The sequence below is a fragment of the Pseudomonadota bacterium genome (genome assembly GCA_013285445.1).
Lineage (GTDB): Bacteria > Pseudomonadota > Gammaproteobacteria > Xanthomonadales > Wenzhouxiangellaceae > Wenzhouxiangella.
This window is the reverse complement of the sequence record CP053448.1, coordinates 603,134-628,963: the sequence shown is the minus strand read 5'-3', so window position 1 is coordinate 628,963 and position 25,830 is coordinate 603,134. Positions and strand designations below refer to the sequence as shown.

24 protein-coding genes and 1 pseudogene are annotated in these 25,830 nt (G+C 63.1%); 11 read left to right on the top strand and 14 right to left on the bottom strand.

The genetic code is table 11. The features are described 5' to 3' along the window. Window positions 1-516: 516 nt before the first annotated feature. The 7 genes and pseudogenes from HND55_02935 to HND55_02905 all read right to left on the bottom strand — a co-directional run bounded on the left by HND55_02935 (window position 517) and on the right by HND55_02905 (window position 5,784). Window positions 517-777 (bottom strand): annotated as a pseudogene (locus tag HND55_02935) (hypothetical protein). Window positions 778-811: 34 nt separating this feature from the next. Beyond that, window positions 812-2,086 carry a tetratricopeptide repeat protein gene (locus tag HND55_02930; protein QKK01702.1) on the bottom strand — a complete coding sequence of 425 codons (1,275 nt, stop codon included), beginning with the start codon at window positions 2,084-2,086 and terminating at the stop codon, window positions 812-814. Continuing rightward, window positions 2,083-2,718, bottom strand: a complete 636-nt coding sequence (locus HND55_02925) for an energy transducer TonB (GenBank protein QKK01701.1) — start codon at window positions 2,716-2,718, stop codon at window positions 2,083-2,085. Before HND55_02925 ends, HND55_02930 begins: the two co-directional genes overlap by 4 nt. A gap of 3 nt (window positions 2,719-2,721) precedes the next feature. Next, window positions 2,722-3,129 carry a biopolymer transporter ExbD gene (locus HND55_02920; protein ID QKK01700.1) on the bottom strand — a complete coding sequence of 136 codons (408 nt, stop codon included), beginning with the start codon at window positions 3,127-3,129 and terminating at the stop codon, window positions 2,722-2,724. A gap of 30 nt (window positions 3,130-3,159) precedes the next feature. Beyond that, window positions 3,160-3,684, bottom strand: coding sequence for a MotA/TolQ/ExbB proton channel family protein (locus tag HND55_02915; GenBank protein QKK01699.1), 525 nt, complete (start codon window positions 3,682-3,684; stop codon window positions 3,160-3,162). After that, window positions 3,668-5,023 carry a MotA/TolQ/ExbB proton channel family protein gene (locus HND55_02910; protein ID QKK01698.1) on the bottom strand — a complete coding sequence of 452 codons (1,356 nt, stop codon included), beginning with the start codon at window positions 5,021-5,023 and terminating at the stop codon, window positions 3,668-3,670. The genes HND55_02915 and HND55_02910 overlap by 17 nt, the downstream gene beginning before the upstream one ends. Continuing rightward, the gene (locus tag HND55_02905; protein ID QKK01697.1) at window positions 5,023-5,784 is read right to left on the bottom strand and encodes a DUF3450 domain-containing protein; all 762 of its coding nucleotides are present in this window, start codon (window positions 5,782-5,784) and stop codon (window positions 5,023-5,025) included. Before HND55_02905 ends, HND55_02910 begins: the two co-directional genes overlap by 1 nt. 180 nt (window positions 5,785-5,964) lie before the next feature. Between HND55_02905 and HND55_02900 the strand changes: the two genes are divergently transcribed. Continuing rightward, complete coding sequence (locus HND55_02900) at window positions 5,965-6,417, top strand: RDD family protein (protein ID QKK01696.1); 453 nt, start codon at window positions 5,965-5,967, stop codon at window positions 6,415-6,417. On the opposite strand, the gene lptG is transcribed toward HND55_02900, so the two are convergent. Beyond that, on the bottom strand, window positions 6,414-7,487 hold the full coding sequence (gene lptG / locus HND55_02895) for an LPS export ABC transporter permease LptG (GenBank protein QKK01695.1): 1,074 nt from the start codon (window positions 7,485-7,487) through the stop codon (window positions 6,414-6,416). The two genes, HND55_02900 and lptG, sit on opposite strands and share 4 nt — an antisense overlap. Beyond that, complete coding sequence (gene lptF / locus HND55_02890; GenBank protein QKK01694.1) at window positions 7,484-8,551, bottom strand: LPS export ABC transporter permease LptF; 1,068 nt, start codon at window positions 8,549-8,551, stop codon at window positions 7,484-7,486. Before lptF ends, lptG begins: the two co-directional genes overlap by 4 nt. A gap of 72 nt (window positions 8,552-8,623) precedes the next feature. On the opposite strand from lptF, the gene HND55_02885 reads away from it, so the two are divergent. The 3 genes from HND55_02885 (at window position 8,624) to HND55_02875 (ending at window position 13,626) form a co-directional block, all read left to right on the top strand. Continuing rightward, window positions 8,624-10,120 carry a leucyl aminopeptidase gene (locus HND55_02885; GenBank protein QKK01693.1) on the top strand — a complete coding sequence of 499 codons (1,497 nt, stop codon included), beginning with the start codon at window positions 8,624-8,626 and terminating at the stop codon, window positions 10,118-10,120. 204 nt (window positions 10,121-10,324) lie between these two features. Next, window positions 10,325-10,726 carry a DNA polymerase III subunit chi gene (locus HND55_02880; GenBank protein ID QKK01692.1) on the top strand — a complete coding sequence of 134 codons (402 nt, stop codon included), beginning with the start codon at window positions 10,325-10,327 and terminating at the stop codon, window positions 10,724-10,726. 131 nt (window positions 10,727-10,857) lie between these two features. Beyond that, the gene (locus HND55_02875; protein ID QKK01691.1) at window positions 10,858-13,626 is read left to right on the top strand and encodes a valine--tRNA ligase; all 2,769 of its coding nucleotides are present in this window, start codon (window positions 10,858-10,860) and stop codon (window positions 13,624-13,626) included. A gap of 589 nt (window positions 13,627-14,215) precedes the next feature. Here the strand turns inward: HND55_02875 and HND55_02870 are convergent. Further along, on the bottom strand, window positions 14,216-14,788 hold the full coding sequence (locus HND55_02870) for a hypothetical protein (GenBank protein ID QKK01690.1): 573 nt from the start codon (window positions 14,786-14,788) through the stop codon (window positions 14,216-14,218). A 787-nt stretch (window positions 14,789-15,575) separates the two neighbouring features. Between HND55_02870 and HND55_02865 the strand changes: the two genes are divergently transcribed. The 3 genes from HND55_02865 to HND55_02855 all read left to right on the top strand — a co-directional run bounded on the left by HND55_02865 (window position 15,576) and on the right by HND55_02855 (window position 19,156). Continuing rightward, complete coding sequence (locus tag HND55_02865; protein ID QKK01689.1) at window positions 15,576-16,769, top strand: TIGR02584 family CRISPR-associated protein; 1,194 nt, start codon at window positions 15,576-15,578, stop codon at window positions 16,767-16,769. Then, window positions 16,769-17,965, top strand: coding sequence for a TIGR02221 family CRISPR-associated protein (locus HND55_02860; protein QKK01688.1), 1,197 nt, complete (start codon window positions 16,769-16,771; stop codon window positions 17,963-17,965). Before HND55_02865 ends, HND55_02860 begins: the two co-directional genes overlap by 1 nt. A 192-nt stretch (window positions 17,966-18,157) precedes the next feature. Next, window positions 18,158-19,156 carry a hypothetical protein gene (locus tag HND55_02855; protein QKK01687.1) on the top strand — a complete coding sequence of 333 codons (999 nt, stop codon included), beginning with the start codon at window positions 18,158-18,160 and terminating at the stop codon, window positions 19,154-19,156. Between the two features lie 13 nt (window positions 19,157-19,169). Here the strand turns inward: HND55_02855 and HND55_02850 are convergent, their stop codons facing one another. Further along, window positions 19,170-19,571 (bottom strand): PIN domain-containing protein, encoded by a 402-nt coding sequence (locus HND55_02850; protein ID QKK01686.1) that lies wholly within the window; start codon window positions 19,569-19,571, stop codon window positions 19,170-19,172. Next, the gene (locus HND55_02845; protein ID QKK01685.1) at window positions 19,558-19,773 is read right to left on the bottom strand and encodes a type II toxin-antitoxin system VapB family antitoxin; all 216 of its coding nucleotides are present in this window, start codon (window positions 19,771-19,773) and stop codon (window positions 19,558-19,560) included. Before HND55_02845 ends, HND55_02850 begins: the two co-directional genes overlap by 14 nt. Before the next feature lie 80 nt (window positions 19,774-19,853). On the opposite strand from HND55_02845, the gene cas10 reads away from it, so the two are divergent. From cas10 to cmr5, 4 genes are read left to right on the top strand one after another with little or no spacing between them, the layout of a single operon-like run. Then, the gene (cas10, locus tag HND55_02840) at window positions 19,854-22,733 is read left to right on the top strand and encodes a type III-B CRISPR-associated protein Cas10/Cmr2 (GenBank protein QKK01684.1); all 2,880 of its coding nucleotides are present in this window, start codon (window positions 19,854-19,856) and stop codon (window positions 22,731-22,733) included. Beyond that, on the top strand, window positions 22,730-23,881 hold the full coding sequence (gene cmr3, locus HND55_02835; GenBank protein QKK01683.1) for a type III-B CRISPR module-associated protein Cmr3: 1,152 nt from the start codon (window positions 22,730-22,732) through the stop codon (window positions 23,879-23,881). The genes cas10 and cmr3 overlap by 4 nt, the downstream gene beginning before the upstream one ends. A 12-nt stretch (window positions 23,882-23,893) precedes the next feature. Then, window positions 23,894-24,787, top strand: a complete 894-nt coding sequence (gene cmr4 / locus HND55_02830; GenBank protein QKK01682.1) for a type III-B CRISPR module RAMP protein Cmr4 — start codon at window positions 23,894-23,896, stop codon at window positions 24,785-24,787. 3 nt (window positions 24,788-24,790) lie between these two features. Continuing rightward, window positions 24,791-25,165 (top strand): type III-B CRISPR module-associated protein Cmr5, encoded by a 375-nt coding sequence (gene cmr5, locus HND55_02825; protein ID QKK01681.1) that lies wholly within the window; start codon window positions 24,791-24,793, stop codon window positions 25,163-25,165. Between the two features lie 23 nt (window positions 25,166-25,188). On the opposite strand, the gene HND55_02820 is transcribed toward cmr5, so the two are convergent. Together HND55_02820 and HND55_02815 are read right to left on the bottom strand one after the other, a co-directional pair. Further along, window positions 25,189-25,599 carry a putative toxin-antitoxin system toxin component, PIN family gene (locus tag HND55_02820; GenBank protein ID QKK01680.1) on the bottom strand — a complete coding sequence of 137 codons (411 nt, stop codon included), beginning with the start codon at window positions 25,597-25,599 and terminating at the stop codon, window positions 25,189-25,191. After that, the gene (locus HND55_02815) at window positions 25,596-25,814 is read right to left on the bottom strand and encodes a CopG family transcriptional regulator (protein QKK01679.1); all 219 of its coding nucleotides are present in this window, start codon (window positions 25,812-25,814) and stop codon (window positions 25,596-25,598) included. The genes HND55_02820 and HND55_02815 overlap by 4 nt, the downstream gene beginning before the upstream one ends. Window positions 25,815-25,830: the final 16 nt, after the last annotated feature.

Sequence of the window (25,830 nt, the reverse complement as noted above, 5' to 3'; positions counted from 1 at the left end):
GACCGCAATCCGATTGCCGGGGCGGCCGTCGGAAGCGGCACCTGCCGCTTCCCTGGGGGCGGATCGCTTCGTCAACCCTTGCCGGTCAGGCGCGCCAGACTGCGCTGTGCGGCGGTTTCGAGATCCGATATCTTGGCGCGTGCCGCAGCTCGCAGATCTTCGACCGCCTCACGCCGATGACGCAGCTCACTGCCGGCCAGGTCGTTGACTGCGTCGCGCAGCTCCTCGACCGCGGCAACAATACGCGCAAAACTGTCGTCACGGTAAGACGCCTTCTTCTTCTTGGACGCCTTCTTCTTGGAAGCCTTCTTCTTGGAAGCCTTCTTCTTGGAAGCCTTCTTCTTGGAAGCCTTCTTCTTGGAAGCCTTCTTCTTGGAAGCCTTCTTCTTGGAAGCCTTCTTCTTGGAAGCCTTCTTCTTGGAAGCCTTCTTCTTGGAAGCCTTCTTCTTGGACGCCTTCTTCTTGGACGCCTTCTTCTTGGAAGGCCTTCTTCTTGGACGCCTTCTTCTTGGACGCCTTCTTCTTGGACGCCTTCTTCTTGGACGCCTTCTTCTTGGACGCCTTCTTCTTGGAGGCCTTCTTCTTGGACGCCTTCTTCTTGGAAGCCTTCTTCTTGGACGCCTTCTTCTTGGAAGCCTTCTTCTTGGAGGCCTTCTTCTTGGAAGCTTTCTTCCTGGAGGCCTGGTCAGGTGCGGCAGTCATGGCCCCGGACCCCGAAGCAGTGCCACCGTCCTCTGGTGCTTGTTGTTCCAACTTGCTTTCTTCGCTCATCTGCATGATGTTGACCTCCCTGGGTCTTATCAATTCCTGGCTAACTGCCGGCTTGCCGGGATCTTTCTTGTTGGATGTGGTTGATCCATTCCCTGGCAGCCCGCTCTACTCTGCCATATTTCAAGGCTTCGTTAAAGGCATCCAGCGCAGCATCTAGGTTGCCGCTGCTGGCGTGGGCGTTACCCAGGAGAAGATAGGCGTTGCCAACCTGGCTTTCGCGCAAGCCGCCCAGTTCAAGTGCCCGGCTTAACGCATCCTTGGCCTCGTCCCAGCGCTCGAGGTCGACCAGGATATAGGCGCGCTGCAAATCGATCTTGCCGTCCATGGACTGCGCGCCGGCCTGTTCATAGGCGTCCAGCGCCCGATCAAGCTCGCGCGCCTCATACCAGGCGCCGGCGGTCATCTCCCAGTTACGGCGAGTGCTTTCTACAATGCCCTGCTCAAGACCTTCCTGCAGCACTTCTGCTGCTTTTCGGGGCGCGTCAAATTCTTGCTGCAGGCTGGCCAGCTGCAGATACTCCGACTGGCGGTCGAGCAAACCCCTGCGATGCGCCAGGGCCAGGGTGGCCATGGAGTCACGCTGCTGTTCAAGCTCGGAGTACACCGAGGACAATTGAATCCAGTAGTCCTTGCGGGTCGGATTCATGTTGATCAGTATTTTCAGGACGCCGACCGCGTTGTTCCACTCCTTGAGTTCGAAGTGCATTCCCAGCTTGAGCTGGTACCACTGTTCTCGCGGCTCATCGGCAAGTGCAATGGCCCGATCGATGGCCTCGAGCGCCTGCCGGAACTCCTCGATCTGGGCATGGATGCTGGCTTTCATGACCCAGACATTGACCTTGTTCTTCTGGTCATCCGGTGTCATGCAGAACCACAGGTCGAGCTCGTCAAGCGCTTCACGGTATCGCTCGATGCTGTAATAGAGCTGAGCGACCTGCAGGACCATGTCGAAATGCTGGTTGTTGGGCATGCGATCGAGCTCGATTGCACGCTTGAACAGATCGATGGCCTCCTGATAGCGTTCCTGCTGAGCCCGGATGTAGGCCATGGCCTGGTAGATGGTCGCTTTTTCGTAATCATCGCGCCGCGTGCTTTCCAGCAACTCCTGCAAACCGGCGTAGGCCTCGGCGTATTTTTCCTCGCCGATCTCCTCGTAGATGCGTGTCAAACGATTATAGGTTCGCTCCGTGAGGGCGCCGGCCTGCACCTCTCTTTCAACCCCGCATTCCACGCCCTGCACGCGAGTCTGCGCATTGACTGCGCCGGCCGTTGACAGGGCCAGCACCAGCACGAACAGTCTGAGGATATTGATCATGAGTCTTCCAGCGAGAATTCAATGACCTGAGTTGCCCTGCGCTGCACGGGCTGCCCGTCAATCACGCGCGGCTTGAACTTCCAGCGCAGGATGGCGCGAATCGCCTCGCGATCGAACACGCGCGGCGGCCGTGCTTCGACCACCCGCGGCTGACGCACCGATCCGGTCTCATCAATAATGAACTCGATCTTGACCCAGCCCTCGATCGAGGCAATGGCGGCGTCACGCGGATACTGCGGCTGAATCCTGACCAGCGGCACGATATCGCCTTCCTGGTTGCGGTCGACCTGGGCCATCGAGCCCAGGAAGGGTCCCGAGCCGGTCGTCGGCACGTCAAGCGGCGGCAGATCCAGATTAGGCATGTCCTGCACCTGCTGATCGACTTGCGAAATTTCCATCTCAGGCGGAGGCGGTGGCGTTTCAGGAGGCGGCGGCGGCGGCGGCCGGCGACGATCGCGGCGCTCGACGCGATCGTCGATTTCGACCGGGCCGAACCGGATTCCCGGCGGTGGTTCGAGCTGCTCCGGATCGCCGCGCGTTCCCGATATCAGCATATGCATGACATAGAACGTGACCAGCGTGACGATCACTGCCAGCACAACCGCAACCGCATAGCGTACGCCAGGACTCATTGACTACCTCCCGCCATCTTCTTCGGCCGAGATCGATATTCGCGAGATGCCGGCAGCCTGGACCTGATCCATGACCTCGACGAGCATGCCCGTTCGCGAACCGCGATCAGCGATCAGGACAACCGCGCTTTCAGGGTTCTCGGCACGGGCACGCTCCACCTGGGTCTTGACTTCGTGCAACTCGATGTTCTGGCGATTCATCCAGATCTCGTCATTATCGCGTATGGCAATTAGAACATTGCCCTGCGGCCTGGGTTCCGCAGTCAGCGCCGTGGGCTTGTTCACCTCAACCCCGGTCTCGCGGATGAATGACGTCGTGACAATGAAGAAAATCAGCATGATAAACACGATATCAAGCATCGGCGTGATGTTGATTTCGGGCTCGTCCTTGGTCGCGTGTTGTCGGGCCATTTCCTGAACCTGTGTAAATGCAGCGCAGCGCTATTCGAAACGCAACAGATCCTCGAGCCGTTCGGACTCGATTTCCGATTTGCGCTCGAGATGAGAACCAAAATAAAGCCCGGAAAGCGCCGCCACCATGCCGGCCATGGTCGGGATGGTTGCCTGGGAAACGCCAGCGGCCATGGCCCGGGCATTGCCGGTGCCAAAAAAGGCCATGACGTCGAACACCGCCACCATGCCGGTAACGGTGCCCAGCAAGCCCAGCAGCGGACAGACTGCAATCAGGGTCTGGATCGTGGGTACGTTACGCTTCATCTCCAGCGAAAGCTGGCTGATCATTTCCTCGCGAATGCGTCCGGCGTACCAGGACTGGCTTTCGCTGCGTTCACGCCAGGCGTTGACGATTTCCCGCCGACGCTGGGGCAACACCCGGAAAAAATACCAGTAGCGCTCGATAATCAGCGTCCACATCATCAGCAACACGACAAGGATGGCCCACAGGACATCCCCGCCGAGCTCGATGAAGCCGCGTATTGCTTCGAAAAAACTAGTCAGCGCTACCATGACGACGCTCTGCGAGGCGTGCAATGATACCGGCGGCCTGCTCTTCCAGAATCTGGATCAGCGAGCGGCTGCGGCTTTGCAGCAGACTGTGGATGATCGTCAGCGGAATGGCAACGCACAGACCCAGCACGGTCGTGATCAGGGCCATTGAAATACCGCTGGCCATCATGCGCGGGTCACCGGTACCGAACAGCGTAATCTGCTGGAACGTGACGATCATGCCCACGACGGTGCCGAGCAGACCGATCAGCGGCGCAACGACATAGAGCACCTTGATCAGCGGCAGCCCGGATTCCAGCGGCGCGGTCTCGCGCAGGATCGCCTCGTCGAGCTTGAGCTCGAGGGTTTCGACGTCCTGATCGGGGTTGTCCTGGTAGACCTTGAGCACGCGACCAAGCGCATTGCCCTGGTCGGCCTCGTCACGCTTGAGCTGGCGCTTGATGGCGTTACCCTTGAGCGCCAGCACAACGCCACGCCAGATCGAGAACAGCACGCCAAAAATGCCCAGCGCAATGATCACGTAGCCAACCTCGGCACCCTGACGGATACGCTCGCCGAGCGTCGGCGCCCGCACCACCTGGGCCAGGATCGCGCCGCGGGTACCGTCGATGGCCATATCAACCACCTCACCGGGCTGCGCGTCCTGCAGATCACGGGCCATGCCCTGGAAGCGGGAAGCCGGCTGCCGCGGCAGCTCGATCAGCAGTCCCTGGCTACCGTCCCACCGCAGAAAATGACCGTTCGAAACGACGTTGAACACGCCAACCCGAACGATTTCACGGTTTTCTTCCAGCACGCCGTCGGCGTTGATCATGTCGGCGTTGAACTTCACCACTTTGCCCGACTGCGCGATTTCGCGCACCATCTCGTACCACATGCGCCGAAGCTCCTGCACCGTCGGCAGCTGGCGACGCTCGGCAAGCTCGCCCAGGAACTCGCCACGCCCCGGCAGCTGGGCACTGACCATCGAATCCTCGATGTTGCCCCGGGTATCACCGGCGACCTGACGCACCACCCCGAACAACTCACCCAGGTTACCCATGCGCTCGTCAAGAACGGTTTCGAGTTCGACCAGTTCGAGTTCATTCTCCTCGAAGGCCACGCGCAAACGATCAGAGCGATCTTCTTCGGCACGCAGCTGTTGACGGGCTTCGGCCAGAAGCTGCCGCTGATTGTTGCGTTCACGGATGAAGCGCTGAAGCCGCTCCTGATCGATGCGCTGCTCTTCCTGCGCGGCCTGCTGGACCTGCTGCAGCAGTTCGTCAAGCGTGGACTGAGCGGTCGCGCTCAGTGGCGCGACCAGCGCCAGCACGGCGAAAAGAATCCTTCGGTTAATCATTATTCACTCTCCGGTGCGGGCACGGGCAAGCGGATGAGATCCGGCGCCACCTGGTTGCGGGCGATCGCCAGGCCGTCACTGACCGGCAGGCGATAGCGGTCCTCGAGCTGCTCGAACTGGCGATTGTTCGGGTTCCACCAGCCGGTCGTCTGGCCGTCGAGCGACTGCCAGAACAACAGCGTTCGGCCCACTCTCAGGAACTCGACCTGCTGGCCGTTGGGAAGCGCGCTTTGGTAGGCCTCCATGGTCCGCCCATATTCCATTTCGGCCTGATAGGCCTCGAGGATCAGGCGATACTTTTCCGAATTCGTGATATCCGATCGGTCCAGCGTGTCAACAATGCTGTCGGCCCGGTTGATGCGCTCGTCCAGCCGGAAAGGCAGATCGGCACGCACCAGCTGACCCAGCGTCTCGGCCATCTCGATCATCAACGGCACAACATCCCGATTGGTGGCCTCAAGGCCATCGAGCTGCTGGTTGATCGAGGCGATCTCCTCTTCCTGATTGTCAACGATAGCCTGCATCTGCTGGTTGTAGGCGCGCAGGCTCTCGGTCTCGCTGATCACGCGACGATACTCGTCAATCAGCTGCTGTGTTTCCTCGTCGACCTGATTGATCTGCTCCTGCGCCTGAGCCACCTGGCGATTGATCCGGTTCTCGGTCTCGATACTGCGATCGAGCACCTGGGCCTGCACCGCAACCGCCATCAGAATGCCGGGTGCGACCGCGAGGCGTGCAAGAAAGGTTGATGATTGTGACATTGTCGTATCCGCTATGCTTGAGAATTCGTGTTTTGGTTCGACCTGGTATGTACCCGCCAGTAATCGGAATAGAATACCGCGCAGACTCGCGAATTGAAAGGTCGCGGCGTCCGAGCCGATTGCCGGAATGCGGAACCTACCTGTATCGGGGGCTGTCGTCAAACCTTAACCGAAAAAAAAATGAAAAAAAAAGTGTCCCGTGAGCCCGTGTCGGGCTGCCCGCTGTGGCGGCGACTGGCCGCCATGAGCTATGACGCGCTGCTGGTCACCGGCCTGCTGATGGTGGCTGCAGCGATCGTGGTGATTCCGTCAGGCACCGGTATTCGCGCCGGCCACCCCGCGTTCCAGCTTTATCTGCTGGTGGCCTGGTGGCTGTATTTCGCGGTCTGCTGGCGCAGCGGCGGCCAGACGCTCGGCATGCGTGCCTGGCGAATCCGTCTGGTTGCCGATACGCCACCTTTTGGCTGGGGCGACAGCGCGATTCGCTTTATCGCCGCCATCTTTTCTGCGCTGGCACTCGGGCTGGGCTTTGCCTGGAGCCTGATTGACCCAAAGCGATTGACCTGGCACGACCGCTTGTCGAACTCGCGCCTGATCGTGGCAAACGGGCCGGGTAGCGTACCCCGCTGCTAAAGCCGCCTGAGCAGCACCAGACCCAGCAGTCCGAACAGCAGTGCCGGCATCAGCATCAGCAGCCACAGCGGTCCCGGCCAGAGCAGTGCCGCGCCGCGCACCAGACGGCTGACCACAAAAAACATCAACCCCAGGCTCACGCCCGCCAGCAGACTCAAGCCACGCCCACCATGCCGCGCACCACCAAAGGCGAACGGCAGGCTGATCAGGATCATGGCCAGCACGTTGAGCGGATAGAACAGACGATTCCACAGCGCCTGGCGATAAGGTTCGGTATTGAGTTCGTTGGCGCCAAGCAGCTTGATCATGTCGATCAGATCGGCGATGGCCAGCATGCGCGGCCGGGTCACCGCGGACGAAAACAGATCGTAGCTCAGCGTCGACTCCAGCACGAGCTGCGCGTGCTGTTCGGGCGGCTCGCTGCCGTCGATGGTTCGCGCGGCCACGTCGCTCAGCCGCCAGCGCGAGCCATCATGGCTGGCTGTCCCGGCAGTCAGAATCTGCAGTGGCCGCATGGCATCGTCCAGACGATAGATCAACAGCTGGCTGAATTCCGGCGTCTCGCGAGCCGACCAGGACGAATAGTCAATCCGCAGCATCAGGTGACCGTCGCGCAGCCACAGGGCGCCATAGCGACCGAGACGCACCTGACCACTGCGCGCTTGATCCCGCTCGGCGCTGGCGCGGGCTTCGAGCTGCGGCAGCAGGGTTTCGCTGACGACAAACAGCACCGCCAGGCACAGCCCGACCGCAGCCAGCACGCTGATCAGAATCTGCCGGCGGTCGAAGCCGGCCGCGCGCATGGCCACCAGTTCGCGGGTTGCGGCCAGCCCGCCAAGGCCGAGCAGGGTACCGATCAGGACGGCAAACGGAAAAATATCGTACAGCCGGCTCGGCGTCGTCTGGGCAAGGTAGACCAGCATCTCGACGACCCCGTAATCGCCGGTCAGGTCGCGTGACTCCCGGACCAGTTCGATGATGGTATACAGCCCGACCAGCAGCACGGCGACAATCAGCACCGCGGCGAGTACGGCACGACCCACGTAACGTCCGAGGATGCCGGCAATCACCAGTTTTTCTCCATGCGCTGAAGCAGAAACAGCACCAGCACGCCCAGCGCCAGGTGTACCGGCCACAGGCCCGGTCCGGTCAGACGATTGTGCTGCTCCATCAGAATCAGACCGGCGTGCACGGCGTTGCTGTAGAACAGGTAAATCACCAGCGCAGTCACGACACTGCCATGCCGACCCTGGCGCGGCTGGCGACCGGCGAGCGGCAACGCCAGCAGCCCCAGCAGAAAGGCCGCGACCGGCGCTGCCAGGCGCCAATGCCACTCCCGCCGCTCTTCGGGGGCCCCGGATGACCACAGCTCGGGCAGCCGGGCGGTCGCTTCACTGTCGCTCATGTCGGGTTCCGGCGGCGGCAGGCGCAGCTCGTTGCGCGCGAAGCGCATCTCCCGCAACGGCCCCGCGGCCGGGTTGGAAGCGTGCTGGACCTGGTGGCCTTCGCGCAACAGCAAATACGGTCCGGTCTGCTCTTCATCGAGCCACAATCGTCCCTCGCGCGCTGTCAGCAGCTCGACAAATCCCTGTTCCTGGTGTTGTATGAACACGTCATGAAACGTCTCCGCCTCGCGGTCAATGCGGCTGACGTAGACCGTCGTGCGACCCTGATTGAGATGATCGAACTGGCCGGCCCGCAGACCGGCCTGAATGGCGCTTCGGGCTGCCTCAGCCAGGATCTCCGATGAGCGCTCCACCGCCAGCGGCGAGAGCCAGCCGGAGACCGCCAGCAGCAGACCGGCCCATAGCGCGGCGAGCAGCATGACCGGAGCCAGCACCCGGCCAAATGACAGCCCGCTGCTGCGAATCACGATCAGCTCGCTGTCTTCCTGCAACCGACCCAGCGCCAGCAGCAGGCCCGTGAGCAAGGCCAGCGGCCCGACCAGCATCAGGGCCTCCGGCAGGCGCAGCGCCAGCATCAGCATCACACTGGCGCCAGGCAGTTCGCCCTGCGCGGCGTCCCGCATGAGCTCGGCCAGAAACAACGCGCCGACCACGCCCAGAAAGACCACCAGACTCATCAGGCTGGCCGACAGGCCGTGGCGCAGCAGGTAGCGTGCCAGGATCAGCATTCAGCTTCGCGGTGGGGCCGGGTACAATGCCGGCTCATCATCATTCGAGCTCATTCGACAGGATTTCATAGCATGGAGTTTACAACCACCACCAACGGCATAGGCGAGGTTGATTGCGACTGCCTGCTCGTCGGCCTGTTCGAGGACCAGCCATTCAGCGAAAGCTTGCAGGCCCTTGACCAGGCATCCGGCGGGCTGCTCGCGCGATTGCGCGACAGCGGTGAACTACCGCTGAAGGTCGGGCGGACCCTGCTGTTGCACGCGGTCCCCGGCATGGCCGCACGCCGCCTGCTGCTGGCCGGTATGGGCAAGGCGCAGAAGCTCGACCGGGCCGCCTTCGACAAGGCGGTCAAGGCCGCCGGCAAGGCGCTGCGCAAATCGCAGGCGCGCAGCGCGCACTGCCGGATGGCGGAAGCTGAGGTCATCGACAGCGACACGCGCTGGGCGGTGCGCCAGGCGGCCGTTGCACTGGCCTACGCCGACTATGTCTACAGTGCGACCAAGAAGCCGGCCGACGACGCCGCACCACCGACCGAAACGATCAGCTTTCCGGCCGGAGAAGACCGCGACCGGCAGCTGGCCCTGGCCACCGCCATTGCCGCCGGGGTCCAGCGCGCCCGCGAGCTGGCCGACCTGCCTCCCAATATCTGCACGCCGGCCTGCCTGGCCGAGACCGCCCGCGAGCTGGCCGCAGAGCATGACCGGCTGGACGTGGAAATCCTCGAGGAAGACGAGATGCGTTCGCTGGGCATGAACGCCCTGATGGCCGTTGCCGACGGCAGCGCCAACCGCCCGCGCCTGATTCGCCTGAGCTGGAAGGGCGGCTCGCAGGATGACGCGCCGGTAGCGATGGTCGGCAAGGGCGTGACCTTTGATACCGGCGGCATCTCGATCAAGCCGCGTGATCTGATGGAACAGATGAAGTTCGACATGGGCGGCGCGGCCGCCACCATCGGCGCCATGGAGGCCGTGGCCCGGCTGAAGCTGCCGTTGAACATCGAGGGCGTGGTCGCCGCGGTCGAGAACATGCCCGACGGCAGGGCCTACCGACCGGGCGACGTCATCACCGCCATGAACGGCAAGACCATCGAGGTGCACAATACCGACGCCGAAGGCCGCATGATTCTGGCCGATGCCCTGACCTGGACCGGGAAGAACCTCCAGCCCCAGACCACGGTCGACCTGGCCACCCTGACCGGCGCCTGCGTGATCGCACTCGGCCATCACGCCAGCGCGGTCATGACCACGGACGATGCGCTGGCCGAGGAACTGCTCACGGCCGGGCAAGCCTCGGCCGATCGCAGCTGGCGTTTGCCGCTGTGGGACGACTACCAGGAGCAGATCGACTCGCCGTTTGCCGACATGAAGAATGTCGGCGGCATGCCGGCCGGCTCGATCACGGCCGGCTGTTTCCTGTCGCGTTTTGCCGATGACCAGCGCTGGGCGCATATCGACATCGCAGGCAGCGCCTGGCAGTGGGGCAAGCCTGAATCGGCGACCGGCCGCCCGGTGAGCATGCTGGTCGACTGGCTGGTCAATCGCGCCGGCGGTTGGGATGCGCTCGGCTAATGGCGCGTCCCCGGCGGTGGCGACTTCGGCCAGGGCTTGTGCCGGTTGAATGCTCGTAAAGGCGCCGGGGCCGCAAAGAAAAATGAACTGTTTTTCAGGAAAGTTCGAGCGTGCGCGACGGCCGCGCGCTCTTGGTGGAAGACAGAGACCAGTAAGCCGGGTTCACGCCTTGCGTCGTTCGCGTGCCAGAGACTTGTCTGAACCATGAGGGTCGACTTCTATGAAATGAGCGGGCGGTTCACCGATCCGCTGTTTGTCGCCCGGGTCCTGGTCTCCAGGGCCTGGCCGGCGACGCGTGATATCGCCGTGGTCGGCAGCGCCGATGATCTGGCCCAGCTCGACGAACAGCTGTGGACACAGCCCGATGGCCGTTTCCTGCCGCACGAGCGCGGCGGAACGAAGGCGCCGATCCGGCTGCTGGAAGATGCACCCGAGGAAGCAGACCTCCTGATCAACCTGGACCCCGCCTCCCCCCTGCCAGAAGGCCGCTACCAGCGCGTCCTCGAAATCGTGCCGCCGGACGAGTCGCTCAAGCAGAAGCTGCGCGAGCGCTGGAAGGCATGGAAGCAGCGGGGGGCGGAGTTGCAGCACCATGTTTTGAAATGACGGTTTACGGTTTAAGGTTTACGGAAAAACACGCGACCGAAGAACAGTCGCCTTCTGCCGTGCGTAACCCGTAACCCGTAACCCGTAACCCAGCAGATCCTTCGCCACCGCCGACCGAAAACCCGATCATCATGGACAAATCCTATAACCCCGAAGCCATCGAACAACGCTGGTACCCCTACTGGGAAGAAAAAGGCTGCTTCAAACCCTCCCGCGAGGGCGAGCCGTTCACCATCCTGCTGCCGCCCCCGAACGTCACCGGCACGCTGCACATGGGGCACGCTTTCCAGCACACGCTGATGGACGCGCTGATTCGCTATAAGCGCCTGCAAGGGCGCGACACCCTGTGGCAGGTGGGCGTCGACCATGCCGGTATCGCCACCGAGATGGTGGTCACCCGCCAGATCGAGGCCGAAGGCGGCAAGCGCGACGATTACACGCGCGATGAATTCATCGACAAGGTCTGGGACTGGAAGGAGCATTCCGGTTCGACCATCACCTCGCAGATGCGCCGCCTGGGCGCATCATGCGACTGGTCGCGCGAGCGCTTCACCATGAACCCGGACCTGTCCGAAGCCGTCATCGAGACCTTCGTGCGCCTGTACGAGGAAGGCAAGATCTACCGCGGCCCGCGCCTGGTCAACTGGGATCCCGTGCTCCAGACCGCCATCTCGGACCTGGAAGTCGTCAGCAGCGAAGAACAGGGCAAGCTGTGGTCGATCCGCTACCCGAGAACCGATGGCGAGGGCGACGTGATCGTCGCGACCACGCGCCCGGAAACCCTGCTCGGCGACGTCTGCGTGGCCGTGCATCCCAACGACGCGCGCTACGCCGACCTGGTCAGCAAAACCGTTCAACTGCCGCTGACCGGGCGCGAGATTCCGGTGGTGGCCGACGACTACGTCGACATGGAATTCGGCACCGGCTGCGTCAAGATTACCCCGGCGCACGACTTCAACGACTGGGAAGTCGGCAACCGTCACGGCTTCGAGCCGATCAACATCTTCACGCCCACGGCCGAGATCAACGCCAACGCGCCGGCAGCCTACCGCGGCCTCGACCGCTTCGAAGCCCGAAAGCGGGTGATCGAAGACCTGAAGGCGCAGAACCTGCTGGTCGAGGAGAAACCGCACACCCTGATGGTGCCCCGCGGCGATCGCTCGGGACAGATCATCGAGCCGTTCCTGACCGACCAGTGGTTCGTGAAGATGGACGAGCTCGGAAAGATCGGTCTGGATGCGGTCGAATCCGGCGAGATCGAGTTCGTGCCCGGCAACTGGATCAACACCTACCGACACTGGATGGAAAACCTGCAGGACTGGTGCATCTCGCGCCAGTTGTGGTGGGGCCACCGCATTCCGGCCTGGTACGACGCACAGGGCAACATCTACGTCGGTCGCAGTGAAGACGAGGTTCGCGAGAGCAATGAACTGACCGACACGGTAGAGCTGACCCGCGACGAGGACGTGCTCGAGACCTGGTTCTCGTCGGCCCTGTGGGCGCATTCCACCCTGGGCTGGCCCGACGAAGACAGAATGCAATCGGAAGGCTTCGAGCGCTACCTGCCCAGCTCGGTGCTGATCACCGGCTTCGACATCATCTTCTTCTGGGTCGCAAGAATGATTATGATGACGAAACACTTCACCGGCAAGGTGCCTTTCGAGCAGGTCTACATCACCGGCCTGATCCGCGACCGCGACGGCCAGAAGATGTCGAAGTCCAAGGGCAACGTGCTCGACCCGATCGACCTGATCGACGGGATCGATCTCGAGGCCCTGGTCGAAAAGCGCACCCGCGCCCTGATGCAGCCCGACAAGGCCAGGGCAATCGCAAAGGCCACGCGCGATGAGTACCCCGACGGCATCCCGGCCTTCGGTGCCGACGCCCTGCGCTTCACCTTCACCGCACTGGCCGGCCACGGCCGCGACATCAAGTTCGACCTGGGCCGCTGCGAGGGCTACCGCAATTTCCTCAATAAGCTCTGGAACGCCGCGCGCTTTACCCTGATGAATACCGGCGAACAGACCCTGCCGGTGCCGGCCGAAAGCGACTACGACGTGCTCTCGCGCTGGATCCGCTCGGCGCTTGGCCGCACGATCAATGAAGTCGACGCCGCGCTGGCCGACTACCGCTTCGACCTGGCCGCCAAAACACTCTATGAATTCGTCTGGCACGAGTTCTGCGACTGGTACCTGGAACTGGCCAAGCCCGCGCTTGCCGACGACGCCGACGAGGCGACCGCCCGCGCCACCCGCTACACCCTGGCGAGCGTGCTCGAGATCACGCTCAGGCTGCTCCACCCCTTCGTGCCTTTCATTACCGAGGAGATCTGGCAGCGCGTGCGCGTGCCCGCCGGCAGCGAAGCCGACACCATCATGGCGACGCGCTGGCCCCAGGCCGGTGACATCGACGAAGCCGCGGAGCGTGACGCCGAATGGCTCAAGACCGTGATCTCGGCCATCCGCTCGGCGCGCACCGAACTGGGCCTGGCCCCGGGCAAGCCGATGCCGCTGGTGGTCCAGCTCGGCACCGACGACGACCACGAGCGCCTGCAGCGCTTCGGCGCCCTGATCCAGCGCCTGGCTCGAATCGAATCGATCGAGCGCGTGGCCGACGAACGCGACAGCGCCGATAGCGCCGTCGCGCTCGCCGGCAACCTGCGCCTGCTCATTCCCCTGGCCGGCCTGGTCGACATCGGCGAGGAACTGGCCCGCCTCAACAAGCAGCTCGAACGCGAACAAAAGGGCCTGACCCAGGCCGAGAAGAAACTCGCCAACGAACGCTTCGTCGACAACGCCCCGGCCGAAGTGGTCGACAAGGAACGCCAGCGCCTGGAAGAGCACCGGAGCAAGGTGGCCGAACTGTCGAGTCAGGTCGAGAAACTGTCGCAGCTCCAGTAGTCCCTTGTCACGACCAACCCCGGGACCTCGACGACATTCAGCACTTGAGACAGCTGCAGGAGTCAGGCAATCATCAGTAGGCAAAAGCGGCCTGTCGACTGGCGGAAAACCACATTCGAGGGCAGCCGCCGCGAACAGTTGCGTCGCGTCCAGTCCATGACCGTGCGTCAGAGGTTAGAGGCGATGAGCGATCTCGCAGAGCTCACCGAGCGCCTGCAGACCATGCCGCGTCGTGGTGGTGGTTGTACTGGCCAATAGACCCCATCTCTCATGACCAACGCCGCGCATCCAGGAGTTTCATGAAATTGCGCTTGCGCCAATGCTCGGCGCGAATGCGTTCCAGAAAATCGGCAAACTCATCGTTTCGGTCGAGGTGTCTCATCAACACTCTCACCTTGTCCAGATAATGAACGGCCCGGCCGTATGCATCGTTGTTCTTCTGGCTCAGGGCCGGTTCGATCTGGCGCTGGTAGATGGGTAAGGCATCCTCGGGGCAAGCGCGCTCCCGCCGGGCGGCGAGCTCCAGCCACAGCGACTCCGTACAGCCTCGCTTGCGGGCTTCCTGCCAGGCGCCATCGATATCATATTCTCACAGCAGGATACGAACCAGCTCGCCGTTGTGGACGGGAGAAAACCATGTCCGCTCCTTGCCGCCGGTGTTGCGCCGCTCCTCATCGATGGTCTTTCGCAGAAAGTCCAGCGCCTTCGGACGCCAGGCCGGCCACTGCCCGCTTTTGTCGGCGTGGCGCTTGAGCTGGCGATAGGTCTCCAGCATCGGCGAATCGGCGTACACGGCCCAGGCCAGCGTCATCGCCTCGTCGTGCCGGCGGCTGCGATGGTACTCGTTGGCCAGCAACTCGTAGAGCCGACCGTCGACACGCTCCGGGAAAGCGCTGACGCCCTTCTCGGCCCACTCCAGGGCCGAGTTGTAGCGGCGTGCCGCTCTGTAGCGTTCTACGATGTTCACAAACGCAGAAGGCGTGGACAGGTCGTGCGCGAGGATCGCGACCTCGGCCTCGACATCACCGCTTTGCCGGGCCAGCGTCTCCATGATCCGGGTGATCTGGTGGCGCTCGAGCGTTCCCCGGCTTTTCCGATCGCCCGGCTCGCGCGCCGGCACCCTGTCCCATTCCGCTTGCGCCAGGCCGAGCCGCGCGCGCATGTACGGACGGCTTCATCCATGCGACGTAGTCGCTGAACGGCGGGCCGAGCCGCGCGCGCATGTACGGACGGGTTTCCAGAATGCCCCAGAAGTGACCAACATCCTCTTCGAAAACCGCCTTGCCCAGCGCCCGCTCACCGGCCGACACACCTTCTGCGCAGAATTCGTGGGCTTCAAGCAGCGTATCCGCCATATCCTGGGCCAGAATCACCCAGGCATCGGCGCAATCGGGCCAAAGCTCCAGCGCCTTGCGGGCACGGGCCGCCCGCTCGCGGGGGATCGGGAGTCTCCCAGGCCTCGAAAACCAGCGCCTGCGCATCGCGCTCACCATCCGACTGGCCAACCCCGCCCAGCCCCATCTGGTGAAACAGACTCTCGGTGACCATGCGCGGTGGTGGAGCCGCAGAAGATGGCCTGCGGCGGGCTTTTGATGTCTTCGATTTCCGTCTTTTGCGGGTATTGCGGGATTTGGGCATGAAAAGACCTTTGTCGAGCGGCTTTCAGGGGAGCGTATACGATTCTGCTCGCCGCCGGATCGTAGCATTAATGACTGTGCCAGCTCGCCCCGACCGCAGAACCGGGTTCTGCAGCAGACAACCACGCCCTCAGCATGCAACTGATTCGCCGTACAGCAAGACCGCCCGAAACAGCCCAACTGGTTGAAACCCTGCGGCGAAGATGAGCCATGCGTAGATAACCCGAAATCTCGATACGGCAAGCTTGCAAAACCTCGGAGACTTGCACAAATGCCTTATGCTCTGGACCAAGGCACTCTCGGGCAATAATCGTGGCGTCGACGCTTCACCAGGACACACCAGCGTATCGAGCGACTTCTCCAGCGAGGCATTCAAGAACGCTGCTGTGTGTTTGCGGGCTCTCCCCGCAGATCATTACCGAAACCCTGTTCGCGCTGATCAGTCGCGACGGGCCAGAGCTGGCACCGCGCCGTATTGTCGTGATCACGACCGGGCCCGGCGAGGAGCTGATCCGCAATGAACTGCTCGATCCCGCTGGCCCCTGTCATCTGGCGCGATTGCTCGATGGGTTCGGGATCAGTGGTGAACACGATCCACTCGAAGTTCGGGATATTTGCGTCATACGCAGTCGGGATGGCCAACCACTGCAAGACATCCGCTCTCGAGCGGACAATGAGGCGGCCGCCGATCTCATCGCTCGGACAGTGCGCCAACTGACCGGCGATGCCGCTGGCCCTTTGCACGCATCCATCGCTGGTGGCCGCAAGACCATGGGTTTTTATCTAGGCCACGCCATGAGCCTGTTCGCACGCCCACGCGACGAGGTCACGCACGTGCTGGTCAACCCGCCGTTTGAAGGTCACCCGGATTTTTATTTCCCGCCACAGGAACCCGAAATGCTGCGTGTCACGGAAAACGGTCGAGTTCGCCGGGTGCGCACCGATGCGGCCCGAATCACACTTGCGCCAATTCCCATCGTGCGCCTGCGTCGGTCGCTGCCTCCAGAGCTCCTGGCCCCCGAGACCAGCTACAGCGAAGCCATTGCACTGGCCCAGCGCAGTCTCGACCCGCCCCGGCTGATCATCGATATTGAACAGCGCCGGGCCAGCTGCTCAGGGCAGCATTTCCGGCTGCCGGGGGCGCAACTTGCCCTTCTGGCCTGGATGGCCGACCGCATGCGGCGAGCTCGCGGTGGCGTTCGGCGATCCAACATATCTGACCACGCCGGCGAGATACTCCACTGGCGCAGCCGTGTAACCGGCGAACATTCAGGCAGCAGCGAAGGACTGGAACAAGCCTGGCGCAGCCGCAGCAGCATTGATGAGTCCTGGTTCGACCAGACCAAAAGCCGGCTGAATTCGGCCCTCGACAAAAGGCTTGGTCGCGATTTGGCGCGACACTACCGAATCGAGCAGGAGAACGGTCGCAGAAATCAACCATTCACGTTGGCCCTCACGCCGGACCAGATTGAGTTCGCGCAACTGCAGGACCCGAGGCAAGAATAATGAAAGTGCTGATTTCGTTGCTCGGCAGAGTGCAGCGTCCCGGTTCGGGCAGCTACCGGACCGTTGAATATCAGTTTGACGACGGCACACGAGCGGAAGCTGCCTTCCTGGGCTGGCCGCTGGCCCGGCGGCTGAAGCCGGATCGCCTGCTCATTCTTGGCACCGCGACCAGCATGTGGGACCATTTATTCGAGGGCGATCTGGATATCGCTGACCAGGCCGAGGAGCGGCGGCTGGAGCTGATGCGGCTGGTGGATGCAGACCAACCCGTTCCCGAAGCACTCCTGCATTCACTCGAGCCGGCGCTGGCCGACCAACTGGGCTGCGAGGTCCATCTGTCCATTGCACCTCGCGGGCTGGACACCAGCGCACAGATGACCATCTTCGGTCGACTCGCCGAGCTGATCAATACTGGCGACGAAATCACACTGGACTGCACGCACGGTTTTCGGCACATGCCGATGCTGCTTTTGGCTGGCGCGCAGTACCTCGAAGGGGTCAGCCAGGCCAGCATTGACGGGATTTATTACGGGCTGCTTGAACCCGGCCAGAGTACGGCACGGGTCTGTCGGCTCGACAGTCTGGCCCAGATCGCCCGGAGTGTGCGTGCCCTGGCAAGCTTTGACGCCAGCGGAGACTATGAACCGCTGCTGGAAGTGCTGTCGCCGTGCCTGCCGCCGGAACTCCGGCTCGGCGAGCTTCAAGAAGCCGCCTTCCATGAGCGCACACTGCGCATACCCCAGGCCCGCAAGAGCCTGCAGCGTTTCTACCGTTTTCTGGCAAGCAGCGATCTGCCTTTCCCGCACAACCTGTTGCGCCAGCCATTGCTCGAGCGATTGGCATGGACGACCGAAGCGACCCACGACAGGCGACAGCTGACCGCTGCGAGCAGTGCACTCTCGCGTCGAGACTATCCAAGAGCGGCCGCCCTGCTCTACGAGGCTGTGATCAACCGCATAGTTCGCGAAGACAATCTGGGAGACGCCGAAAACGCCGACGTCCGTGAACAGGCACGCGAGCGGCTGCAAGAGCGTCTGCGGGAAGGCAAACTGCCTCGCGACCTGGAAACACTGCGCTTTGTCCGCAATGCCATGGCCCACGGCGCCCGGCCCGTCAGCGCTGTCGCGCAACAGCTGTTGGCCTCGGAAACCGCACTGAACAGGTTTCTCGAAACGCTGATCCAGGAACTGACCTGAGCCGACGAACTTGCGTAACAACAGCCAGTTGGTGAATACTTGATATCGGGAGGACATGGTGCACGGCGAGACCGGGGACAGCGCAAGAATCAACCCAAACCACCATCCAGATTCTGGATTGCCGCCGTTCCGGCACATTTCGCAAGCTTGCCATTTTCACCCTGCGCAGCGCTATCGGCGAGGATTCACTGCATGAACGAATCACCAGTTGCCAATTCGGCCGTACCGAAGATGATCCAGCGTAGCTATCGGGTGCGCTTTCTGACCCCTGCCTTCCTCGGCGACGCCGAGCAGAGCGCCCGCTGGCGCACACCGCCTTTCAAGCACTTGCTGCGCGAGTGGTGGCGGGTGGCCTATTTCGCCGACCATGCCAGCGACTTCAGCCTTGAGGCCATGCGCCACGAAGAGGGCCTGCTGTTCGGGCATGCCTGGCTTGATGACGACTTCAGCGAGACCAACGGCCGGCGCGAGAAGATTAGTGCCCGCAAGAGCCTGGTGCGCATTCGACTCGAAACCGAAGCGCGCAATCAGCCCGCCTGGTTCGGGCTGCTTGACGCGAAGACCAAAGCGCCGCTGCGCTCAGGGATCAAGCCCGATGCAGCAGAGGGGCAGCGAATCGTCAGAATGGCCTGGCCAGAGCCCGAGGACGGCCGAATGCGACGCGTGATGCAGTTGATGAGCAACTTCGGCCAGCTCGGTTCACGATCGCGCGGCGGCTGGGGCGCGCTGCACATCGATGATGTCGATTCGCTGGATCCGGCTGAACTGGGTCGCTTTGCCCGACCGCTTCAAGACTGCCTTGCAGGCAAATGGCCCGCTTCGTTTGCCTCGGACGCCGGAGGGCTCATGCTCTGGAACAGCCGACAAGACTTTGAAGACTGGTCGAAACTGATGCGTTTTGTCGACCTCCGGCGCAAGGAGGTCCGCGAATCGCTCAAGTCTTTGTCCGGTGCCGACCTGCGGGCCGTGCTCGGCAGCGCCAAGGGCGGCGATCGTCTCGCCAACCCGTTGCGCTGGCGGCCGGTGCTCGAGGCGGATGGAAAGCTGCGCTTGCGGATTTTCGCGATGCCGTGGCGCGTCACCGGCCAGGTGCGATCCGTGACGATTTCGGATACACAACTGGCCGCGGCCTGGCAGGCCGTAACCCGGACGCTGGATCAACACAGCGATCTGGAAAGGAGCGCGGCATGAAAGCACGGGTGAATCAAGTATCGGCGCGGACCAGTCTTAGCGCGGGCAAAACCCGGCTGATGGCCGCAAAATCCCGATCCTTGGCAAGGAGCGAAACCTCGTGCGCCACCGCCAGCGAAGCGATCAGACAATCGTGCGGGCTGCGGGGCGTGATGCCCTGCCAGCGGCATCGTGCATACAGTTCGCCAGCGGCGACATATGTCGAAATGTCCGTGGTCAGCAGCGGTAGTTCGAGCAGGCGCTGCCGCAATTTCGCAAGTGCTGCCTCCGAGCGCGCGCCCTGCAGCAGCTCCTGCACGATCACCGCGGCCAGCGCGACTTCGCCTTGCCGCAACAGCCGACGCAGACTGTCGACCTCGGGCGTGCGCAGGCCGCGCAGGAAATCGATCCAGACCGAAGTGTCAACCAGCGTCACGATTCATGCGCACCCGCACTGCCCGCACGTCATAGTCGGGGTCGATGAGGTCCTGGCCGGCCAGATCCAGCACGGCAACCTGCTTGCCGCGCGCCACCAGCTCGCGCAATGCGCGATCAACGGCTTCTCGTTTGGTCCTGGCACCCGACAAGCGCATGGCTTCGCCGATCAGTTCGTCATCCAGAACGATATTGGTTCTCATGGCGATACACCTCCTGATGTGTATGTTAATGCATCCAGTCGGGTCGTGCCATGTCGCCTGGATCGCCGCTGGAGTGTTTCATGACCGAAAAGGACAGATTCTGGCGCATCAAGCTCGACGCCCGGCTGCACGACCCGATCGAAAAGCCGCTGATTCTGATGCGCACGGCCGAGGGCCACGAGGGCGGCACCACTCGTGCCCTGCGTGAGCAACTCGGGCTGGATCGGCTCGATCCGGCCGGGCGAAAGGCGGTCAAGACTGCCGACCACTGGGCCTCGGCGATGGATCGCGCCGCGTTCCCGAATCGCAATGAAGACGGCCGTTATCCAAAGTGGCAGCAGGTGCGCTTTCATGAATGTCCGGTAATCATCAACCCGCTCTCGGGTGCCGAATACGATCTTCGCAAGCTATCCGAAGTCGAACCGGACCAGGCCGCGGCGATGGCGCTGGATCACCTGCGCGGGCTGATTCACCCCGACGACCCAAAGCGCACCGCGCTGGCGTTCTGGCGCTTTGGACCGGATATTGACGCGCCCGAGATCCGCAGCCTCTGGCCGCTACTGCCAGCCGATTCGCGCGTGCCCGACCACACCATCTTCGACCATCTGGATTTGGTCTCTGCTCTGGCCGGCGCGTTTTCGATCGACCCGGACGATGGTCCGGCTCTGCTGACGATCAGCCTCGGCCCCGTGCAGGATTTCATTGCTGCCGCACGCTCAACCTCCGATCTCTGGGCCGGCTCGCACCTGCTCGCGCGTTTCAGTTGGGAGGCCATGCGCGTGATTTGCGACGAGCTTGGCCCGGAAGCCATTCTGTTCCCGCGTCTGCGTGGCATCCCCCAGGTCGACTGGTGGCTGAAGCGCACCTGCGGCCTCGACGAGTCCTTGTTCAGCACTGCCGACTGGCATCGCAAGGAGACCGACAGCAACCCGCTGTTCGCCGCCGCGCTACCGAATCGCTTCACTGCGCTGGTGCCGGCCAATCGGGCGCGCGAGCTGGCCGAGCGCATCACCGGAAGGGTGCGCACATTCGCTCTTGAAAAGGCCGAAGATGCCTGGCGCAAGCTGCTGGCTGAGGCTGGCGAGCCCGATGATCCGACAATGCCGGCCTACGCGCAGATCCGCGAGCAGCTAAAGGGTTTTCCAGAAGTGCACTGGGCCATGGTGCCGTGGTCGCTGGTCGGACAGGATGCCGGTGGCAAGGTGGCTGGCTCAGACGATCGGCTACGTGCGGCCATGCAGCCATTTTTCGAGTCCAATCCGCCGGGATACCTGGGTACCCAGGCTTGGAGAATCCTCTCCGGAACCGGCGGCGTCGAACTGGAGAAAGGCTGGTTCTGGACGCCCAACCCCGGCACGCTGTATCCGGCGCTGCACGAGCTGCTCGACCGCGTGCTCGCCGCGGCCAAGAGCACCCGGCCGTTTGGTCAATCGACCCAGCACGGCTACCGCGATTCACTGACCGGTGAGCGCGAGTGGTTGACTGCCGACCGAGACCAACTCGCACTCCCCCCGGGACAACGAAATGACACGATCTGGGCGCGCGTCGCCACGGCGCGACCGGCCTGGCTCAAGGCCGGAGAACACCTGGACGCGCAAGGCCTGCTCAAGCGGATGTGGCCATCCTTGTTCGTCGATGAACTCGACAAGGAACTCGGCCTCGACGTTGATCGTTTCGTCGTCAGCACCCATACGATGGCGCTGGCGACCTCGATGGTCGGGTTGATCGAACGCGGCAGCACAGTCCCGGAATCGATCCGGAACAAGCTGTCCGACGCACCGCGCACCGCGCTGCCGGCCGAGTTGGCTTCGAAACTGCGTAATCGACCAGACGCCGATGCGCTGTTCCGGCTGCCCGGCTGGCTGGAGCAGCTCGACGAGCAAGAGCGCGACGACGAACGCGCCCGCGCCGAACAGGAGCTGGAAAAACTGCTCGGCCACAAGCCCGAGGCCTACTACGCGCTGCTGCTGATGGACGGCGACCAGATGGGGCAGTGGATGTCGGCGACCCCGAAGAAGACGCTCGCGCACCGCAGCAGCTTCCACCCGCAGATCCGCGCCGCGCTCGAGCATTTCAAAGAAGACCCGAAATTCGTCGACTACGCCGGCGAGGCACGCGCCCCGAATCCGGCCCGCCATATGGCGATCTCCGATGCGCTGAACAATTTCGCGATCCGGCTGGCGCCGGCGGTGGTCGAGCGCCACTACGGCCGGATCCTCTATGCCGGTGGTGATGACCTGATGGCCATGCTACCGCTCTACGAGCTGTTGCCGGCGATCGGCGGGCTGCGCGCGGCGTTTTCGGGCACCGATTCGTCGCGAGCCGGCCCGGCCAGCAACGAAGGGTTCCAGCGCCAGGGCAACGGTTTCGTCTTGCACCGCAAGCAGCTGTTGCGCACCATGGGGGATCAGGCCAGCGCCTCCTGCGGGGTTGTCGTAGCCCACCACAAGGCGCCGCTCGGTGCGGTGCTGCGCGAGCTGCGCGCAGCCGAAAAGCGCGCCAAGACCGAGGGCGGCCGCGATGCCTTCAGCCTGGCCGTCGTCAAGCGCTCCGGCGGCGCACTGCGCCTGACCGCGAAATTCGGCCAGGCGCTGGCGCTGCTCATCCGGCTACGGGAGTTTCTGGCCGAACCCGGTGTGTCGCGCCGGGCAGTCTACAACACGCTGGTCTGGCTGCGCGACCTGCCGCCGCCGGTCGAAGACTCGGCGCGCGAGATGCTTGGCCGGATGCTGTACTGGCAGCTTGCGCGGCAGACACAGAAAAAGACGCTGAACGACTACACCGATCTGCCCGGCCTTGCGGCCAACTTGGTTGAAGTGGCGATGAATCAGGCCGAAAAGCCCGAAACCGTGCCCGGCTGGCTGGAGAATTTCCTGTCGACGGCCGAGTTCCTGGCCCGCGAAACGCGTGCGCCGGCTCAGCCCGACACGGAAACAGGCGAAGGGAGGAAGCACGCATGACCGACCGCTTCTTCATCGAACCGCTCGATGTGCTGATCCTGCGCGGCAACAAGCTGTTCGGCGAGGCCGGCAGTTATGGCCAATCCCTGATCCCGCCCTGGCCGTCGCTGGCCGCCGGGGCGCTGCGCTCGGCGCTGCTGGTCCATGACGGGATCGACCTGACTGCGTTCGCCCGCGGCGAAGCCGGTCACTATCACCCGACCATCGGCACCAGGGACAAGCCGGGCGAGTTTGCCGTGCTCGGCTTTCAATTGGCGCGCCGGCGCAATGGCCGCGTCGAGACACTGCACCCGATACCGGCTGATCTCGATGTTGTCGATCACCGGGAACACCACCGCGACAATCACCGGTTCGAGCTCCGTCGGCTGACTCCGAAGAATCTCGCAGCCGGAATCGAATCCTCATCACCGCTGGCACAGCTGGCCGTGCTGTCTAGTGACGCGCAGGCCAAGCCGGCCAAGGGCCTTTGGCTGATTCAGGCCGGCTTCGCCGATTACCTGACCGGGATCGTGCCGGCGCCGGAGACGCTGGTCCGTTCAGAAGAACTCTGGAAGATTGACCCGCGCGTCGGCGTGGCGCTGGATGGCACCTATGGAAGGGCACGCGACGGCGCGCTGTTTACGACCGAAACCGTTGCATTTGGAGACGGCGTGGGTTTCGTCGTTGCCGCACACGGTGTCGACGGTTTGCCCGATTCGGGCACGCTGCGCTTCGGCGGCGACGGCCGCGCGGCGGGCTGGCAGCGCATTGGCCACAAGTCCGGCGCGCCGAACCTTGTCGAGATTGCGCAAAATGGCCGCTGCCGGCTGGTGTTGACCGCTCCGGGGCTCTTTCCCGATGGCTGGCTGCCGCCTGGCATGACGAGCGACGACGGTGAATACCGCTTCGAACTCCACGGCGTCCGCGCCCGTGTGAGTTGCGCCGCCGTGCCGCGTGCTGGCGTGGTGTCGGGATGGGATCTCGCCCACCGTCAACCCAAGCCGGCCCAGCGTGCGGTGCCCGCGGGCAGCGTGTACTGGCTCGAGGATCTCGAAGCCACCCCCGAGGCGCTCGGCAAGCTTGCCGTTTCCGGTCTCTGGCCCGCAACGGGCGACAATGCTGTCCGTCGCGCCGAAGGTTTCAATCGTTTCGTCTTTGCGCACTACTGAAGGATTGCCAACATGTTCGAGCAACAGGCTGCTGTTTTTTTCTACGCGCTGAGTCCGGTCCACATGGGTGCCGGGACAGCCAGCGGAGTGATCGACAACCCGATTCAGCGCGAGCGCCATACCGGCCACCCCAGCCTTGCCGGCTCCGGCCTCAAGGGCGCGGTGCGCCACGGCTGGAAATCGCTGGGCGGTGCGGATGACCTGATCGACCCGCTGCTTGGCCCCGCCAGCAACAGCGGCGAGCTGCACGCCGGCGCGGTCAGCTTCGGCGATGCGCAGTTAGTCGCTTTCCCCGTCCGCTGTCTGCGCGAGAGCTTTGTCTACGCCACCAGCCCGCAGACGCTGGCCCGCACGGCCCGGATGCTCAAGCATGCCGGCCATGCAGTCGATTGGCAGGTGCCCGAAGTGGCCGAAGGGCAGGCCCTGGTGTTCAACGAGCAGCTGACCAGCGACGGCAAACTGGCGCTGGAGGCTTATGAATACACTGCTGAGACGCGAAGCGAGCTGTCCGATGTCGGCCGTTCGCTCGCTACCCTGGCGCTGCCGGACAAGCCGGAATACCGGTTCTTTGCCGACAAGCTGGCGCGCGACCTGGTGGTATTGAACGACACCGATTTCGCCTGGTTCTGCGACCACGCCACGTTGGTCGAGCCGCATGTGCGGATCGATGAAAAAACCGGCGCGGCCGCGAAAACGGGGCTGTTCTACACCGAAAACCTGCCGCCCGAAGCGCTGCTGCTGGCCCCGCTGACGGCCAGCCAGACCCGCACCGGGAAAGGCGAACCGGATCCGGCCGCCTTTGTCATGGACAAGATGGCCAATCTGCTCCATGGCGCCGTGTTTCAGGTCGGCGGTGATGCGACAACGGGGCGCGGCCTGGTGCTCACCAACGTGGTGAGGGGGTAAGCCATGTCCAGTCCATCGACATCGAGACTGACGCTCGAACAGCAGCGCGCCGCGCATGCCTGGAGCAAGGCCAGCGAGGGCGTGGCGCGGCACCCCAAGGATTACGTCAACGACGCCAAGGGCCTGCCGGCGCTGATCATGAACTCCGGTCTGATGCAGGTCATGGCCTTCCTGCACGGCAAGGGCGGGCGACATGTCACCCTGGCCAATCATCTGCTCGAATGGCTGCATCAGCGGATGGACACGCCGAAGGACTTTTCAGCCTTCATGACCCATCTGGCCGCGATGGAAGACGCCCGCCAGTTTCAGGCGATCACCACCGAGGCCCTGGCCTGGCTGAAATGGCTGCGGCAACTGGCCCCAGCCGTGGAGCAGTAATGATGGATGGGAAAATTTCGTCACTAGAGGCCACGCAGCTGCCGGTAGCCTTCCCTGGACGAGACAAAATGCATGCCATCAATGGTTTCAAGGTTCAACAGCGCCTGATCGCCGGTGATGAACAGACCGGCCCGCGCCGCCAGGGCCGCGGCCACAATGGCGATGTCGTCAGGATCCGGAAAATCCGGCGGTGCAATCCATTCACCGCCGCAGCTTCGATTCGGCACCGCCAGCAGTCGATCGAGCCGTTGCCGACCCGCGTCGCTGAGACTGAACTGCTGCTCAAGCACGCGCGTGACTTCCTCAATCACCTCGCGGCTGATCCACAGGCTGTGAGGACTGCCTTTCTTCAACAGCCATTCCAGCAGGTCGGCACAGAATCCGCGCGATGCGAATGCGCTGATCCAGATATTGCTGTCAATAAAGACCCTCACGAAACGTCGCGAAAGAAATCATCTTCACTCAGGTATCCGGCCCGTTCGGCCTGCGGCACAAGTTCTTCGCGCAGCAGATGCAGATCTGCAACAGCGGCTTGCCGCCGCAGCATCTCGCGCACCAGATCACTCTTGCTGCGTTTCTGCTCGGCGGCCAGTTGGCTGAGGGTTTCGTCCAGCTCCTTGTCGAGACGAATGGTCAGGGTTGTTGACATCTGTTCAGCCTCCATT